The 15,103-nt window shown below is 71.6% G+C and carries 14 protein-coding genes; 4 read left to right on the top strand and 10 right to left on the bottom strand.

Annotated elements, in window-relative coordinates:
- The first annotated feature begins 3 nt into the window (after positions 1-3).
- Both ABGB14_RS12190 and ABGB14_RS12185 read left to right on the top strand, forming a co-directional pair.
- The gene (locus ABGB14_RS12190) at positions 4-708 is read left to right on the top strand and encodes a maleylpyruvate isomerase N-terminal domain-containing protein (RefSeq protein WP_347643714.1); all 705 of its coding nucleotides are present in this window, start codon (positions 4-6) and stop codon (positions 706-708) included.
- 31 nt (positions 709-739) lie between these two features.
- On the top strand, positions 740-994 hold the full coding sequence (locus ABGB14_RS12185) for a DUF6343 family protein (RefSeq protein WP_347643713.1): 255 nt from the start codon (positions 740-742) through the stop codon (positions 992-994).
- Here the strand turns inward: ABGB14_RS12185 and ABGB14_RS12180 are convergent.
- The 3 genes from ABGB14_RS12180 to ABGB14_RS12170 all read right to left on the bottom strand — a co-directional run bounded on the left by ABGB14_RS12180 (position 965) and on the right by ABGB14_RS12170 (position 2,720).
- Positions 965-1,168, bottom strand: coding sequence for a DUF3040 domain-containing protein (locus ABGB14_RS12180; RefSeq protein ID WP_347643712.1), 204 nt, complete (start codon positions 1,166-1,168; stop codon positions 965-967). The genes ABGB14_RS12185 and ABGB14_RS12180 overlap by 30 nt on opposite strands.
- Positions 1,169-1,271: 103 nt before the next feature.
- A complete protein-coding gene (locus ABGB14_RS12175; RefSeq protein ID WP_347643711.1) occupies positions 1,272-2,030 on the bottom strand; it encodes an SDR family oxidoreductase in 759 nt (252 codons plus the stop codon).
- 279 nt (positions 2,031-2,309) lie between these two features.
- Entirely contained in the window at positions 2,310-2,720 is a 411-nt protein-coding gene (locus ABGB14_RS12170; protein WP_347643710.1) for a DUF6463 family protein, read from the bottom strand.
- 208 nt (positions 2,721-2,928) lie between these two features.
- Between ABGB14_RS12170 and recQ the strand changes: the two genes are divergently transcribed.
- On the top strand, positions 2,929-4,737 hold the full coding sequence (recQ, locus tag ABGB14_RS12165) for a DNA helicase RecQ (protein ID WP_347643709.1): 1,809 nt from the start codon (positions 2,929-2,931) through the stop codon (positions 4,735-4,737).
- A 443-nt stretch (positions 4,738-5,180) separates the two neighbouring features.
- On the opposite strand, the gene ABGB14_RS12160 is transcribed toward recQ, so the two are convergent.
- The gene (locus ABGB14_RS12160; RefSeq protein WP_347643708.1) at positions 5,181-5,786 is read right to left on the bottom strand and encodes a TIGR03086 family metal-binding protein; all 606 of its coding nucleotides are present in this window, start codon (positions 5,784-5,786) and stop codon (positions 5,181-5,183) included.
- 95 nt (positions 5,787-5,881) lie between these two features.
- On the opposite strand from ABGB14_RS12160, the gene ABGB14_RS12155 reads away from it, so the two are divergent.
- Positions 5,882-6,454 (top strand): hypothetical protein, encoded by a 573-nt coding sequence (locus ABGB14_RS12155; RefSeq protein ID WP_347643707.1) that lies wholly within the window; start codon positions 5,882-5,884, stop codon positions 6,452-6,454.
- Positions 6,455-6,595: 141 nt separating this feature from the next.
- Here the strand turns inward: ABGB14_RS12155 and ABGB14_RS12150 are convergent, their stop codons facing one another.
- The 6 genes from ABGB14_RS12150 to ABGB14_RS12125 form a co-directional block, all read right to left on the bottom strand.
- The gene (locus tag ABGB14_RS12150) at positions 6,596-7,408 is read right to left on the bottom strand and encodes a lysophospholipase (RefSeq protein ID WP_347643706.1); all 813 of its coding nucleotides are present in this window, start codon (positions 7,406-7,408) and stop codon (positions 6,596-6,598) included.
- A 449-nt stretch (positions 7,409-7,857) separates the two neighbouring features.
- Entirely contained in the window at positions 7,858-8,967 is a 1,110-nt protein-coding gene (locus tag ABGB14_RS12145) for a serine hydrolase domain-containing protein (RefSeq protein ID WP_347643705.1), read from the bottom strand.
- Between the two features lie 229 nt (positions 8,968-9,196).
- Positions 9,197-9,838, bottom strand: coding sequence for an HAD-IA family hydrolase (locus tag ABGB14_RS12140; RefSeq protein WP_347643704.1), 642 nt, complete (start codon positions 9,836-9,838; stop codon positions 9,197-9,199).
- A 112-nt stretch (positions 9,839-9,950) separates the two neighbouring features.
- Positions 9,951-10,631: a helix-turn-helix domain-containing protein gene (locus tag ABGB14_RS12135; RefSeq protein ID WP_347643703.1), complete on the bottom strand. Its 681-nt coding sequence runs from the start codon at positions 10,629-10,631 to the stop codon at positions 9,951-9,953.
- 28 nt (positions 10,632-10,659) lie between these two features.
- On the bottom strand, positions 10,660-11,613 hold the full coding sequence (locus ABGB14_RS12130; RefSeq protein WP_347643702.1) for an amidohydrolase family protein: 954 nt from the start codon (positions 11,611-11,613) through the stop codon (positions 10,660-10,662).
- Positions 11,614-11,917: 304 nt separating this feature from the next.
- A complete protein-coding gene (locus ABGB14_RS12125) occupies positions 11,918-15,070 on the bottom strand; it encodes a BTAD domain-containing putative transcriptional regulator (RefSeq protein WP_347643701.1) in 3,153 nt (1,050 codons plus the stop codon).
- Positions 15,071-15,103 lie beyond the last annotated feature (33 nt).

Genomic DNA, 15,103 nt, shown 5'->3' with positions numbered 1-15,103 from the left:
GGTATGGCTGACGACCTGCTCAAGGATCACGACCCGTTCGACATCCTCGACGCCGAGGCGGCCCGGCTCGACCGGTTCTTCTCGGGGCTCGACGAGGCCGGCTGGTCGAGCCCCTCGCGCTGCGACGGCTGGTCCGTCCGCGACGTGCTGGGCCACCTGGCGGGCGAGGAGCTGTACAACCACGCCTGCCTCGACGGGACCGTCCAGGACCTGCTGACCCGCCTGTCCGCGGAAGGCGTGAGCGGCTACAACGACTTCAACGAGTGGTCCGTGCGAAGGCGCCGGGAGTCGCCCGTCGGAGAGGTCCTGGAGGAGTGGCGGGTCAAGAACGGCGAGACGCGCAGGCGCATGCGGGAGCTCGGCCCCGACGCCCTGCTCGACACGATGGCCGGCCCCTATCCCAACGGCCTGCAGGCCTTCCACTACGACTCCGAGTACGCCACCCACGCCGACGACGTCGGCGCCCCCGTGCCCGCCGGCGAGGCCGAGGGCAGGACCGCGTGGCGGGTCGCCGTGGGGCGGTTCGTGCTGGCGGAGCAGGAGGCCGAGGTGCAGGTCGAGCAGGCGGCCGGGCAGATCCGGGCGTCCGTCGACGGAGTCGCCGCGACGCTGTCGCCCGCGCAGTTCGTCGAGGCCACGGTGGGCCGGCTGCCCGCCTCGAGCGGCGTCGACCAGCGCGTCGTCGCGGCGCTGAGGTGCCTGGCCTGAGCCCTTCCAGCTGCAGAGAGGAGATCAGGTCATGTGGTTGCGCGACCGCTCGGGAACGGAGCCGGTGACCGCGCGCAGCCCTCTGCGCGCGCGCCGGATCCTGTCGTGGGTGGCACTCGTGATCGCCGTGGTGGCGGGGGTGTTCTTCCTCGTACGCGCCATGAGCACGGGCGAGGAGGTATGGCGCTGGGAGGCGACCATCGCCGCCGCGGTGGCCGTCGTCGCCGCCATCGACCTGGTGGTGCTGCGCCACCGATCAGGTCGCCAGCACGGCGACCAGCAGTGACACGATCACCAGGGCGGCGGCGAGATAGATCATCCAGGCGCGGGGCGCCCTCCTGCGCACGCCGCGCGCGTCCTTGTTGATCTCAGCGACGCGCCTGGCGAGCTCGGGGTCCTCCTGCTCAAGGGCACCCTCGATCTCGGCGAGGATGCGGCGCTCCCTTGGGGAGAGACTCATCGCGATCACCTCACACCGGTGACCACCTCTTACCCGCCGTGGGGGCGGACATGCCGCCCGCCCGGGGGCGGGGCGTCCTCATTCCCGTACCTCCTGGCCGGGCTCACCGTGCCTCCGGGTCGAGCCCGAGGACGGTGCGTCCGCCGTCCACCGGGATCGTGGCCCCGTTGACGAAGGAGGCGTCGTCCGACAGGAGGTGGGCCACGACGGAGGCCACTTCGGCGGGGGTCGCCACGCGGCCCAGGGGATGGAGCGTGGCCAGCTGCTCCTCGATGGCCGCCGCGCTCTCCGGGGCCTGGGCGGCCATGAACGCCTCGTGCCGCTCTGTGGCCACCGTGCCGGGTGCCACGGCGTTGACCCTGATGCCGTGCCTGCCGTACTCCACCGCGAGCGACCTGGTCAGCCCCTCGGTGGCGGCCTTCGCGGTCGCGTACGGGAGGCCGCCGGGCACCGCCCTGGCGGCCTGGTGCGAGGTGACGTTGACGATGGCGCCCGGCGTGCCGGCACCGAGGAAATGGCGTACGGCGGTGGCGCAGCCGACCACGGCCAGGTCCAGATTGGCCGCGATCAACGCTCTGACCTCGGCGATCGGGGCGGAGTGCACCGAGGCGTCCCGGAACACGGCGGCGTTGTTCACCCAGCCGCGCAGCGTGCCCGACTCCTGGGCCAGGTCCGCGGCCCAGGCGGCGACCTCCTCGTCCGCCGCGTCACCGATCACCGGGATCACCCGAGGGCCCGCCCAGGCCAGGGCGTCGGGGTCGTGCTCGACGGCGACCACGGTGTTCCGCTCGCCGAGCAGCCGTTCGACCACGGCCTTGCCGATACCGCGCCCGCCACCGGTTACCACATAAGAATGATCCATGACACAACGCTATTAGCCGTTCACGCATATAGGACAATGCAATTTCCGGCGTCGTGACTTTTATCACGAGTTGCCGCCACATGAGGCAACAGACGCGTCGCCTGCCGTACGAATGATCGGGCACGCGCGATCATCCGGACCGCCGGATACGGCGTGCTCTATTACGCGTTGCGGCTATTCGCCCCGCCGGGGAGGTCGCCTTCGCCGGGCCCGCCCGCGCAGCGCGCCGACCGGTCGCGAAGTCATCGCGGCGAACGGCGTCGACCGTGGCGGTCGGCCCTACGACGGGAGCCTGCTCGCGGACGCCGGCTGCCTGGCGGTGAGACCCGCCGCGATCAGCAGTCCGGCGGGAATGAGCCCGCCGAGGAACCCGCTCGGCCCGATCAGGAAGACGGCCAGCGCCACCCACCCGAGCATCGTCCAGCCCACGTAAGCCGGGACCTGCTGCCCCTGTCTCCCCATCCGCGACACCAGCAGCCCCAGCAACACGAGGACCACGACAAACCCGCCCGGAAGGGCCCAGAACGTCGTCAGCGATTCGGTGTTCCCCGTCCGGTTGCGCAGGTCACCGGCGAACCAGCTCGACCAGGGGGCGAGGCCGGCGAACACGGCGGTGTGCAGCGCCGCGATGAGGATCATGGTGCGGCCGGCCCAGACGGTGAGCCGGCTCGGGGGCGTGTCAGTGCTCATGACAGCCATCCTCACCGGGTCGTGACCTGGGACACTCCCCTGCGGGAGCGATCCGCGTCCCCCGCTCCGGGGAGGAGCCGCGACGACCGTCCCACGGGATCAGGTGACTTACCGTGGAGCGAGTCGACCGGCGGGGCACCCGCCCGATCTTCCGATCGCCGTCGGCGAACTCACGAAAAGCCGTCCCCCGAACACGTAAGGTAGCCGCATGGATACACCCCTCGAGGTCCTCCACCGCGTGTTCGGCTACGACTCGTTCAGGGCGGGTCAGCAAGAGATCATCGACCATGTCGTGACCGGCGGCGACGCGCTCGTCCTCATGCCCACCGGCGGCGGCAAGTCACTGTGCTATCAGATCCCCGCCCTGGTGCGACGCGGTGTGGGGGTGGTCGTCTCGCCCCTCATCGCGCTGATGCAGGACCAGGTCGACGCGCTGCGGGCGCTCGGCGTGCGGGCGGGGTTCCTCAACTCCACGCAGGATTTCGACGAGCGCAGGCTGGTGGAGTCGGAGTTCCTGGCGGGCGAGCTCGACCTGCTCTATCTCGCCCCCGAGCGGCTGCGCGTCGATGCCACGCTGCGGCTGCTGGCCAAGGGTGACATCTCGATGTTCGCCATCGACGAGGCCCACTGCGTGGCGCAGTGGGGCCACGACTTCCGCCCCGACTACCTCGAGCTGTCCAAGCTGCGCGAGTCCTGGCCCGACGTGCCGCGCATCGCCCTGACCGCCACCGCCACCCCGGCCACCCGCACCGAGATCTCCGCCAGGCTCGGTCTCGACGAGGCCCGCCACTTCGTCGCCGGCTTCGACCGGCCCAACATCCACTACCGCATCCTCCCCAAGAGCGAGCCCAAGCGGCAGCTGCTCGACTTCCTGCGCACCGAGCACCCGGGCGATTCGGGCATCGTCTACTGCCTGTCCCGCTCCTCGGCGGAGAAGATCGCCGAGTTCCTGGCCGCCAACGGGATCGCCGCGGTGCCCTACCACGCGGGCCTCGACGCCCGCACGCGCGCCGCCCACCAGGCCCGCTTCCTGCGCGAGGACGGGCTGGTCGTGGTGGCCACGATCGCGTTCGGGATGGGCATCGACAAACCCGACGTGCGCTTCGTCGCCCACCTCGACCTGCCCAAGTCGGTGGAGGGCTACTACCAGGAGACCGGGCGAGCCGGGCGCGACGGCCTGCCCGCCACCGCGTGGATGGCCTACGGCCTGCAGGATGTGGTGCAACACCGGCGGATGGCCATGGAGGGCGACGAAGCACACCGCCGCCGCCAGGTGCACCACCTCGACGCCATGCTCGCGCTCTGCGAGACCGTGGGCTGCCGGCGGATGATGTTGCTCGACTACTTCGGCCAGAAGAGCTCGGAGCCCTGCGGCAACTGCGACACCTGCCAGACGCCTCCCGAGTCGTGGGACGGCACGACCGCGGCCCAGAAGGTTCTCTCCACCGTGTGGCGGCTCGACAAGGAGCGGCGCCAGAAGTTCGGCGTGGGGCAGACGGTCGACATCCTGCTCGGCAAGAAGACCGCCAAGGTGCTCCAGCACGGCCACGAGACGCTGACGGTGTTCGGGGTCGGGGCCGACCTGGGCAACGTGGAGTGGCACGGGGTCGTGCGGCAGCTGCTGGCCCAGGGGCTGCTGGCGGTGGAGCCCAACCACGGCGCGCTGGTGCTCACCGACGGCAGCGCGGAGGTGCTCAGGGGCCGGCGCGAGGTGCCGCTGCGCCGTGACACGCTGCGCCCGGCCCGCGCCAGGACCGCGTCGGCGAAGGCCCAGGTCGCGGCCGAGCTGCCCGAGGCGGCGGCGCCGGTCTTCGAACGCCTGCGCGCCTGGCGCGCCGCCACCGCCAAGGAGCAGGGGGTGCCCGCCTACGTCATCTTCCACGACGCGACACTGCGCGAGATCGCCACCCGATCGCCGTCCTCGCTGGCGGAGCTGAGCCAGGTCAACGGCGTGGGCGAGAACAAACTGGCCAAATACGGCGAGCAGGTGCTGGCCGCGTTGCACGACAACCCCTGACACCCGCCATCGGGATCGGAGGGCGGCGACCAGCCGGGTCGGGTGGTGGCGACGGCCGCACGAAGAACGGTCGTCGCCACCACGTTGCTCGGCCCAGGCCGCGGCGATCCGCCGGGTCGCCCCGCCGACCGGGCCGGACGGATATCCGCCCCCTTGTGACACGGAATGCCCCGTGTGATGGTCCGGTGGTGACCGGTGGCCACTTACGATCTTCCCACCGTATCGGATGGATCGTTGGGGGTTCGCGGAGAGTCATGTCCGGGTGACTGCTCTGTACAGCACGATCGTACGGCGTTTTGTGTGGATTTGGTGGGATGGGCGCGCTCGATTACCTCGGGTGGCGCCCGCGACGCTTCCCCCTCCAAGGGTCGTTCCATGCGGAACACCCAAGATCTCCTGTTGATGGACGAAACCGCGCCGCGCCTGCACGTCCGTGGCCGGGGTCACGTCCCCAGGTGTGCGCGCCAGTCCGGGTCGCGGCCCAGGAAGGCGAGAAGGTGATCCTGCGCGGGCGCCTGGCGCGGAACGACCACGCGCGCGGCGAACCTGCCCGGGCGGTCCGCGGGCGTGACGAACACCCGGGCCAGCTCCAGCAGTTCCTCGGCCATCGCGGGCGGGATCGGGCGGTGCTCCCCGCACGACCTGGCCACGTCCCAGCCGTGCACGGCGATCTCGATCGCGCCGACCGCGGCCACCATCGGGCTCGACACGTGCCATCCGCCGATGGAGACGGGCTCGTCTGCGAGCAGGGCCGTCCAGAGACCGAGCACCGCCGTCGCGTCGTCCCTGAGATGCAGGGCCGGATTGGCGGCCGCCGGGCGGGGAGCGGCGGCCCCGCAGAGCTCGACGGCACGGGACGCCGCCGCCTCGTTCAGGCTCCGCAGCGAGTCGTCGACGTGGTCGAGCAGCCGCTGCAGGCTCCAGCCGGAGCAGGGCGTGCCGCGGCAGAGCACGTCCGGCGTGACGACCCGCAGGTTCCCCACGGCATACTCGATCGCCCGCTCCAGCAGCGCCACACCGGCGGCCAGTGCCCGATTCTGCTCGCCCATCATCGCCTCCTCGGACAGGAAGACCCGGCCACGGCGGGAAATTCATCGCAACCTTCCTGGCTGATCGGAAGTAGACAACGTGAGGAGGTTCGATCATGAGGTGGCTGACATGCGGGGCGGCCGTGCTGGCGGCGGCCGTCCTGGCCGGATGTTCGACCGCGGCGCCCGCTTCTGGTCCCGCCCCGAGCGGCGTGGCGAGCCCGACCGCGGGCGGCGTACCGAGCGGGGTGGCGAGCGCGACCCCGACCGGCGTGACGACCCCGGCTCCGAGCGGCGCTGCCGGCGCCACCCCGGACACCGGCCGGAGCGGCGGGTGTGCGGACGCCGTGGCGCCGCCGGCGGGCGGGGGGTTCCCCGAGGTCCAGGGGACGGCTCAGGACGCGGAACTGTGGGGGCTGCTCTTCGTGAAGAAGACCCCGCTCCACCATGGCGACGAGATCAAGATCGTGTGGCGGATGACCGGTGAGGGGCCGCTGCGTGTCAAGGCCACGCTGCCCGGCGGCGCCGCCGCCACGCTCGTCTGGGGGCCCGAGGAACACGGCGGATCCACCTGGCGGCGGCCCGGTCAGGAGTGGGGCACCGGGTTCGTGTTCCCCGAGCCGGGATGCTGGAAGGTCGAGCTGACCCGTACGCGGGGCTCGGGGCACGTCTGGCTGGCCGTGGACTGACCCCGCGCCCGCCCCGGCCGAGGGCGGTTCCAGGCCGAAAGACCACGCCCGTCGCCGAAGAGCCACGCCCAGGCCCGGAGCAGGAGGCCCGGACCCACCGTCCGAGGCCAGGAGAGCCACGCCGGGGCCGGGTCGGGAGGGTCAGGTCTGGGGCAGGGCGCGGTCGATGAAGGCCGTGACGTCGTCCAGCACCGCGTCCTTGTTGGTCTCGTTGAACACCTCGTGCCGGGCCTCCGGGTAGACGTGCTCCGTCAGATCGGTGCCGCGCACGGCCTCGACGCCGGGGCGGCTGCCGCTGATCGGGACGAGCTCGTCCGCCTCCCCGTGCACCCACAACGTCGGCAGCGGTCCGAGCGTGCCGCCCTTGGTGATCGTGGCCAGCGTCGTCGCGAACGCCTCCAGGGTGGCGCGCTTGAAAGGGCCGTGCCACACCAGCGGGTCGGCGGCGTACGCGGTGCCGACCGTGAGGTCGCGGGAGAGGGTCGCCGGGTCGATCGGGGTGTCCGGCGGCTCCTCGTAGGCCAGCAGCTCCGGCACGATCGCCCAGCTGCCGATCACCGGCCCCGACAGGACGAGCGCGGCCAGCCCGGCTCCGTAGCGCTGGGCGTAGCGGGCCGCGATCAGGCCGCCCATCGAGTGGCCGACCACCACGACGGGCACGTCCGGGTGCTCGGCCCTGCCGCGCTCCTCGACGGTGTGCACGTCGGTGACCACGTCTTCGAAGTCCTCGATGAGCACGCGGTCGCCCTCGGATCTGCCGTGGCCCATGTGGTCGGGCCCGTAGACGGCGGCGCCGTGGCGGACGAGCCGGTCGGCCACGTACTCGTAGCGGCCGATGTGCTCGCCGTACCCGTGGACCAGCACGGCTGCATAGCGCGGCCGGTCATTCGGCCAGCTGCGGACCGTGATGCGGCCCCTGGTGCCGGAGAAGGTGTGCTCCCGTGACTGCGCCATCGCTCACTCCTTGATCGAAAGTGCGGCGAGCGTACGCCCGGAGCCGCCCGGCCGTCCACCTGACCTGCTGCATCCGCCCGCTTGCTTCCACCCGATCGACCGGCGGGTCGCAACAGTGGCAGTGCTGGGCTGGACCGCGGCGGCGGTGGCGCTCGGGGCGTTATGGGCCGCGCCGGCCACGAGCGTGACACCGCTACCGGTGCTCACCCTGTGCGTCCTGGCGGCAGTGATGCTGACCGCACTGATCGCGTGGAATCGTCGCACCTACGGGCCGTGGTCGCGGCTCGCGACACCTGCCGGTGAGGAGATCTTGAGGCGGCCAAGCGGGATAACCCCCAGGACACCGCGTGATCATCGACAAGTGAACGAGCCGCGGACGCCGGCGTCATGCGTTCCGTGCCGGCCGTCACGGGGCCGCGGCGGGAACGCGCATGAACGCGGAGCGGCGGCTACCGCTTCGGGCAGAGCACCGCTTCGGCCGCCTGCTGGATGATCGGGTTAGGGGCATGCGGATTGATGGTCAGCGTGGTGGAGACGGCGAACTGCACGCGCCCGTCGAGCGTGCTGTAGGTCGTCGCGTTGAAACCTGCCGCTGCGCCTCCGGCAACCCGCATCGGCGGCTCGTTCCCGCATAGGCGCTCGGCGGGAGGCGGCGCTTCCGGCTTGCCGGGCGGCTTTTCGTCCCAGACCTGCTGCAGGTCGTCCGGCAACAGCTTGTCCTTCTCGAACGCGCTGAAGAACCTGCCCATGTCACGCGCGGTGGAGACCACTCCTCCGGTGCCCGCGCCGTAGCTCGAGTTGAGCCGGTCCATGTCGTGGAGCTTGCCCTCGTCATCACGAGCGTAACCGTGCCCGTGCGGGCCCTTGATGCCCTCAGAGGACCTGGCGGTCCCGTAGGTGCGGGTCATCTTGAGCGGGTCGAAGATCCGCCGCTTGAACTCCTCTGTGGAAGGGTTGCCGGTGATCTCCTCGATGATCATTCCGAGGAGGATGAAGTTGGTGTTGGAGTAGTGGTACTTCTCACCCGGCTCCCCCGTCCTGGGCAGGTCGCGGGTCTTCCTCACCAGATCGGCCGGCGAGTAGTCGGTCGTGAAGTCGAAGATGTCGAGGTGGCCGTTGGGGATGCCGGAGGTCTGCTGGACAAGTTGCCGGACGGTGATCTTGTCGGCGAGTTCCACAAGGTCCTGCTCGACCACGATCGGCAGCACGTCGCTGAGCTTGTCGTCCAGGTCGAGCTTGTCCTCCTCGACCAGTTGCAACGCCACGGTGGCCGTCATGTACTTGCCCTGGGATCCGATGCGGTAGCGGGCGTTCTCGGGAATCTTCCCGCCCTTGCCGTCCAGGAGCCTGGAGCCGGCCGTACCTCCGTCGACCTTCTTGCCGTCGACATAGAGCTCGCCGATGGCCCCGACGATCCCAGGGTTCTTGGCCAGGACGGTCAGCGCCTTCTGCACGTCCCCGTACCGGGGCTTGGCCTCGGCGGTGGCGGTCTGCACGCCGCCCAGCGCCATCATCGCGCAGGCCAGCCCGGCAATGCCGATGGCCTTCGTGCGATTCATACTCGTGGTCCTTCCTTGCCGGAAACATCTGGAAGGCGCCGGCCGCATGCCCGGAACTCGCCGAGCCGGGGCCACCGCGACGCCGGCCTCATGTCTAGAGCAGCAGACGTTTCCGCACCGTTTCCGGCTCCCGGAGACCCGCTCCGGGCCGGCTCGATCATCGCCCAGCGGGTCATCGCTCCGGCCGCCGGGGAAGAGCCACGACCAAAGGATTTTGGACAACGCTTTTTCATCCAGCCCGCAGGATGATGTCCTTCAGTTCAGCCAGAGTTTCGATTCGATAGGCAGCCTGCGCGAAGTCATGTGACTTCGTGAAGTCGTTGTGGACCACAGCACAGTCGATGCCGGCCGCCACGGCCGACTTCAGTCCTCTGGAAGAATCCTCAACGACCAGCGCCTCTTCCTTGGTGGCTCCGAACCGCTTCAAGCCGATCAGATATGGTTCCGGATGCGGCTTGGTGAGCTGGCAATCTTCACGAACGACGACGAAATCCATGAAGTGCTTGATCTGACGCTCTTCATGGATGAGCTCGAAATCCGCACGTTTCGCAGTCGTCACGATGGCCATACGAACGTATTTCGACAGTTCAGCCAGCGCCTCAGCGACGCCTTCGATCTCGATGGCTTCTGTCCTCAGATATTCTTGATAGAAATCATCACGGATCTGACGCTGCCTGCTGATGGTCCTTTCATCAATACCGGCCGCCCTGGCCTGGGCCCATGTGTCCGATCCCTGGCTCATCCCCCGGAGATACTGATCCTTGTCCAAGGTCAAGCCAAGGTCCGCCAGGGCTCGCCTCCCGGCTTCGTAATACCAGAATTCGGTGTCCACCAGAACGCCATCGTGATCGAAGAGAATGTACTTTCGCACTGTCCCGGGTCCTTTCCGGCAGCCGGAGGATGGCGGCGCCTGGCCGGCCGGGCTCGCTCGTGCGCCCCCTCGTCATGCGATCCGTGCCGGCCAGGTCCCCTGCGGCCGGCCGTCAGGAGGCCGCGGTGACGTAGTCGAAGTCGTCGTCGGAGAGCGTGCGCCGCAGGGTGCGCAGCACCTTGGCCGCGTCGTCGTGCGGCCCTTCCACGTAAAAGGGCCTGCCGTCGCGGCCGAACGTGATCGCCGACTTCTCGTCCCACGCGCCGAGAGCGCCGGCCGCCGGCTCGAACTCCTCGTCGGGCTCGAACCCGAGCGTGCGGGCGTAGTCGATCGACCCGAGCACGAGGTGCCTGGCCAGCTCGATCGGCGCCTCCTGCCATCCCGCGTACTCGCCGAAGAAGTATTCGCGAAAGCGCCGCAGCTCGAGGTCGTCGAGCACGTCGGGCCCGATGGCGTTCTTCACGCCCAGGCAGTAGACGTCGGCGAGGTAGCCGCAGACCGTCATCCGGTCCCACGTGTGCCGCCGGGCCACGAGCACGCACACCATGCCGTCCGCGCCGGAGCCGGGGGCTTCGTCCACCCAGCCGCGCGCGGGGTCGACGTCGAGGCCGTCGCTCCAGCCGGTGTTGATCCAGCACCCGACCACCTCGGGGTCGCCCGTGGGGGCGGTCTCGGCGGCGATGGCCCGCACGAGCGGCGCGACGACCGACGGCGCGACCTTGAGCGCGCGGGCGATCTCCTTCGGGGAGCGGCCCTGGAGGCGCAGCTCGCGTACGCGATCTTTCAAGTTCATGGGAGGAGCCTAGCCGTCCGCGAGCACGTCAGCCCGCCGACGACGTCACCGTGTCCACGTCCGCCTGCCCCACGGATCGGCCCGAGACCAGGACGAGGGCGAGGTTGCGAAGGTCGGACAGGCGGGTGAGCGGGTCGCCCGCGACCGCGATCAGGTCCGCCCGCTTGCCCGCCTCCAGGCTGCCGGCGACCTCCCCCACCCCGCAGGCGTCGGCGGCGCGCACGGTGGCCAGCTCGATGATCTCCGCGTTGCCGAACCCGGCCTCCGCGAACACCTCCAGGCTCGCCACGAATCCGTCCGTACGGTTGGCCACGCCGCCGGAGGCGAACCCGGCGTCGGTTCCCGCGATGAGCCGCACGCCCGCCTCCCGCATGGCCACGATGCCGCTCAGCCAGTCGTCGAGCATCTCGGCGCCGAGCACCTCGCGTGAGCGCCAGAACACGCCGTGCAGGGTCGGGCAGACGTACGTGCCGCCGGCCGCGACGAGGTCGGCGAGCTTGGAGTCGTAACGATGGCCCGAGGGCGTGAAGAACGAGCAGTGCTCGATCGTGGTGACCCCGGCTTCGAGCGCGCTGCGGATCGCCGCGTGGGCGTGGGCGTGCGCGGCGACGCCCTTGCCGCGCGCGCCGGCCTCCTCCACGACCACTCTGAGCTGCTCGGTGGTGTACTGGGGCACCCAGCTCGGAGGCGCGCCCGGCGTCATCTGGCCGCCCGAGGCCATCACCTTGAGGCAGTCGGCGCCGGCCCGCAGGTTCTCCCTGGCCACGCGGCGGATGGCGACCTCGTCGTCGGCCTCGCCGCCCATGTACCAGCAGTGGCCGCCGGTGATCGTGATGGGCCTGGTGGCGGCCACGATGTGCGGGCCGACGGCCAGCCCCTCCTCGATCGCGTCCCGGAGCGCCAGGTCGAGGAAGTCGCGCCCACCGAGGTCGCGGGCGGTGGTGACGCCGGCGGACACGAGCTTGCGCGCGTTCTCCGCCATCCGCAGCAGCAGGTGGTGGTCGCTCTGGCGCTCCGCCGCGTCACCGGGTCGACCGCGGCGTCGAACCCCAGGTGCACGTGCGCGTCGACCAGGCCGGGCAGCACCGTGTGGCCGGGCAGCTCGACGACCTCGCCAGCCTCGCCGGCGCTGCCGCGCGGCCCGACCGAGACGATCGTCGCCCCGTCGACGAGGACCTCCCCCTCGGCGATCACCTCTCCGGGACGTCCGGTGAGCACTCTGGCCGCGCGAATGATCCGCATGATCTCACCCTGTCATGGTCCTTCGGGCGCCGAGAAGGGGATCGTCAGCGCCGTACGCCACCGCGAAGCAGGTCGTGCACGTCCACCAGCTTGTACGCCGCGCCCTCCGCGTACGCCGCCGCGAACCCCTCCTCCCCCAGCGCCTCGCGTGCCCTGGCCGTGACCCGGTCGATCTCGACCTGCTCCGGCGGCCCCGCGGGGGTCCGGTTGTGCTCCCTGGCCGCGGCCGCCAGCCCCAGCAGCAGGGCGGCCTCGCCGGGCGCCCCCGTCGCGGCGGCCGCGCCCTCGACGGCCCACGCCATCGTCCTGGGGTCACCGATCTTCGCGGCGCCGGCCAGCGCCTCCAGCTGCAGGTCCAGGGCGGTGGCCGGGTCGCCGCGCCCTTCCGCGAGGAATCCCAGCTCGATCAGCGTGGAAGGGACGTGCAGGGAGGGCTCGGTGTCCGGGTCGCGCGGCACGCCTTCGAGCAGGCGGCGCAGGTGGACCTCGGCCAGGTCCGGGAGCCCGGCGCGGCGCGCGGCGAAGGCCAGGCCCATCCTGGCCATGACCTCGCCCTCCTTGTAGCCCTGCCCGATGGCCAGTTTCATGGCGCGCTCGCAGATCTCGACGGCGCCGTCGTAGTCGCCGCTCGAGAACGCGGTCCAGCCCAGCCACGCCGTCTGCGTGGCGGCCTCCGTCCACAACCCGAGGTCCTCGGCCATCCGCACGCCCTCGCCGAACAGCCGGTTCGCGCGCTCGGCGTCATGGGCCATCTCGGCCTGGGAGGCCAGCCACTCGGTGGCCCGCAGCAGCCCCCAGCGGTCGCCCAGCTCGGTGAACAGCCGCGCGCTCTCCCCCGCGGTGCGTTCGAGCGCGTCCAGGTCGCGCTGGGTGAACGCGTCTCTCGCCTGCCGGGTCAGCGCCGCGGCGATGCCCCACCTGTCGCCGAGGGCCCGGAACGTGGCCAGCGCCCGGCTGGTCAGCTCCTGCCCGGTCGGCATGTCCCTGAGGTGCAGGCCGACGAACAGCTCGGCCCTGGCCCGCGCGCCCGGGTCGTCGATCGCCGCCAGCGCGGGCTCGTACGCGACCTGCTCGCCCAGGATGAGTGCGAACCCGGCGTGCCAGGCGGCGGCTCTGGCCCTGGCGGGGGACGGCCTTCCTTCGATCGCCAGCGCCTCCGCGAACGACCGCCGGCCCTCGGCCAGCCTGCCGCGCAGGAACCAGTACCAGGCCAGCGCGTTGACCAGCCGGGCCGCGCGCTCGCCCTCCTTCTGCGCGACCGCCGTGTCCAGGGCCGCCCGCATGTTCGCGGCCTCGGTGTCGAGGCGCAGCAGCCGGTCGCGCTGCTCGGGCCCGTACAGCTCCGGCTCGGCCCGCTCGGCCAGCTCCAGGTAGTGGCGCAGGTGTGCGAGGCGTACCCGGTCGAGCTCGGCGGCGTCGGCCAGCCGGGCCACGCAGTACGCGGACACCGACTCCAGCAGCCGGTACCTGACGCCGCCAGGAGCGTCGGTGACGACGACGAGCGAGCGGTCGACGAGGCGGGCCAGCAGGTCGAGCACGTCGAGGCCGCTCTCGGCGCAGACCGCCTCCGCGGACTCCATGGTGCAGCCGTCGGCGTGCACGGCCAGGCGGCGCAGGACGCGACGTTCGCCGTCGGACAGCAGGTCCCAGCTCCAGTCGATCACCGCGGTGAGCGTCTGCTGCCTGGCGGGGGCGCCGCGCTGCCCGGAGGCCAGCAGCCGGAACCTGTCGTCGAGCCGGGCCACCACGCCGTGCACGCCGAGCGCCCGCACCCGGGTCGCGGCCAGTTCGAGGGCCAGCGGGATGCCGTCGAGCCGCCGGCACAGCTGGGCGACGGCCTGCGCGTTGCCCGCGTCGAGCCGGAAGCCGCGGGCGGAGGCGGCGGCCCTGGACACGAACAGCCTGACGGCGTCGGAGCGGGCCATGGTCGAAAGGTCCGCGCCGGCGGGCACGTCCAGCGGCGGCACGCTCCACAACACCTCGCCCGCCACCGCCAGCGGCTCCCTGCTGGTGGCCAGGACGCGCAGGTCGGGGCAGGCCCGCAGGAGCCGCTCGGCCAGCTCGGCGACCTGCTCGACCACGTGCTCGCAGTTGTCCAGGACGAGCAGCATCCGCCGGGGCCCGAGCGCGGCGGTCAGCTGCCCCGCCGGGTCGCCGCCGGTGTCCTCCCTGATCTCCAGGGCCGCCATGACGGCCTCGGCGGGCGAGCGGGACGCCTGGTCGAGCGCGACCAGCCACGCGCCGTCGGCGAAGTCGTCCACGAGCCGGTTCGCGGCCTCCAGCGCCAGCCGGGTCTTGCCGACCCCGCCGCTGCCGGTGAGCGTCACCAGCCGCTCGTCGCCTGCGAGCGCGCACACCTCGGCCAGCGCCTGCTCCCGGCCGATCAGCTTGCCGACGGGGGCGGGCAGGTTGGTCACGGGATGCGTGGCGGGCACGTTGAGCTCGGGGGCCTGCCCGAGGATCGCCTGGTGGAGCGCCACCAGCTCGGGACCGGGGTCGAGGCCGAGCTCGTCGGCCAGCCGCTCGCGCAGCTCGCCGTAACCGGCCAGCGCCTCGCTCTGCCGCCCGGCCCGGTAGAGGGCCCGCATGTGCACGGCTCTCAGCCGCTCCCTGAGCGGATGCCTGGCCACCAGGTCGCCGAGCTCGCCGACGAGCAGCCCGTGCTCGCCCAGCTCCAACCGGGCCTCGGCGTGCTGCTCCAGCGCCGACAGCCGCTGCTCCTCCAGCCGGAGCACGGCCGTCCTCGTGTACTCCTCGTCGGCGAAGTCGGCGTACGCGGGACCCCGCCACAACGCCAGCGCGTCGCCCAGCAGCCGCGCCCTGGCCCGCGCGCTGCCCACCGCCTCGGCCTGGGCCAGCAGGGCCGCGAAGCGGACGGCGTCCACGGCCCTGCCATCAGGGCTGCCATCGGGTCGCAGCAGGTAGCCGGGGGCACGGGAGACGACGAGGTTCTTGCCGCCGGGCTCGGCGTCCTCCAGCGCCTTGCGCAGCTGGGACACGCGGACCTGCAGCGCGCCCGCGGGGTTGGCCGGCGCCTCCTCGCCCCAGAGGTCGTCGACCAGCCGGTCCACGGACACCGGATGGCCCTCGTGGACGAGCAGGTCCACGAGGAGCGCCCGGACTTTCCGGCCGGGAATCGTGACGGTCTCGCCGGCGTCCGTCCACACGGTCAGCGGGCCCAACACCCCGAATCGCATGCTCGTCACCATATGTGCGGCCAGGTGACCGCG

Source organism: Nonomuraea sp. B10E15, from assembly GCF_039871615.1.
GTDB lineage: Bacteria > Actinomycetota > Actinomycetes > Streptosporangiales > Streptosporangiaceae > Nonomuraea.
Note: the sequence above shows the minus strand (reverse complement) of the source record. Positions and strands in the feature narration are given on the sequence as shown.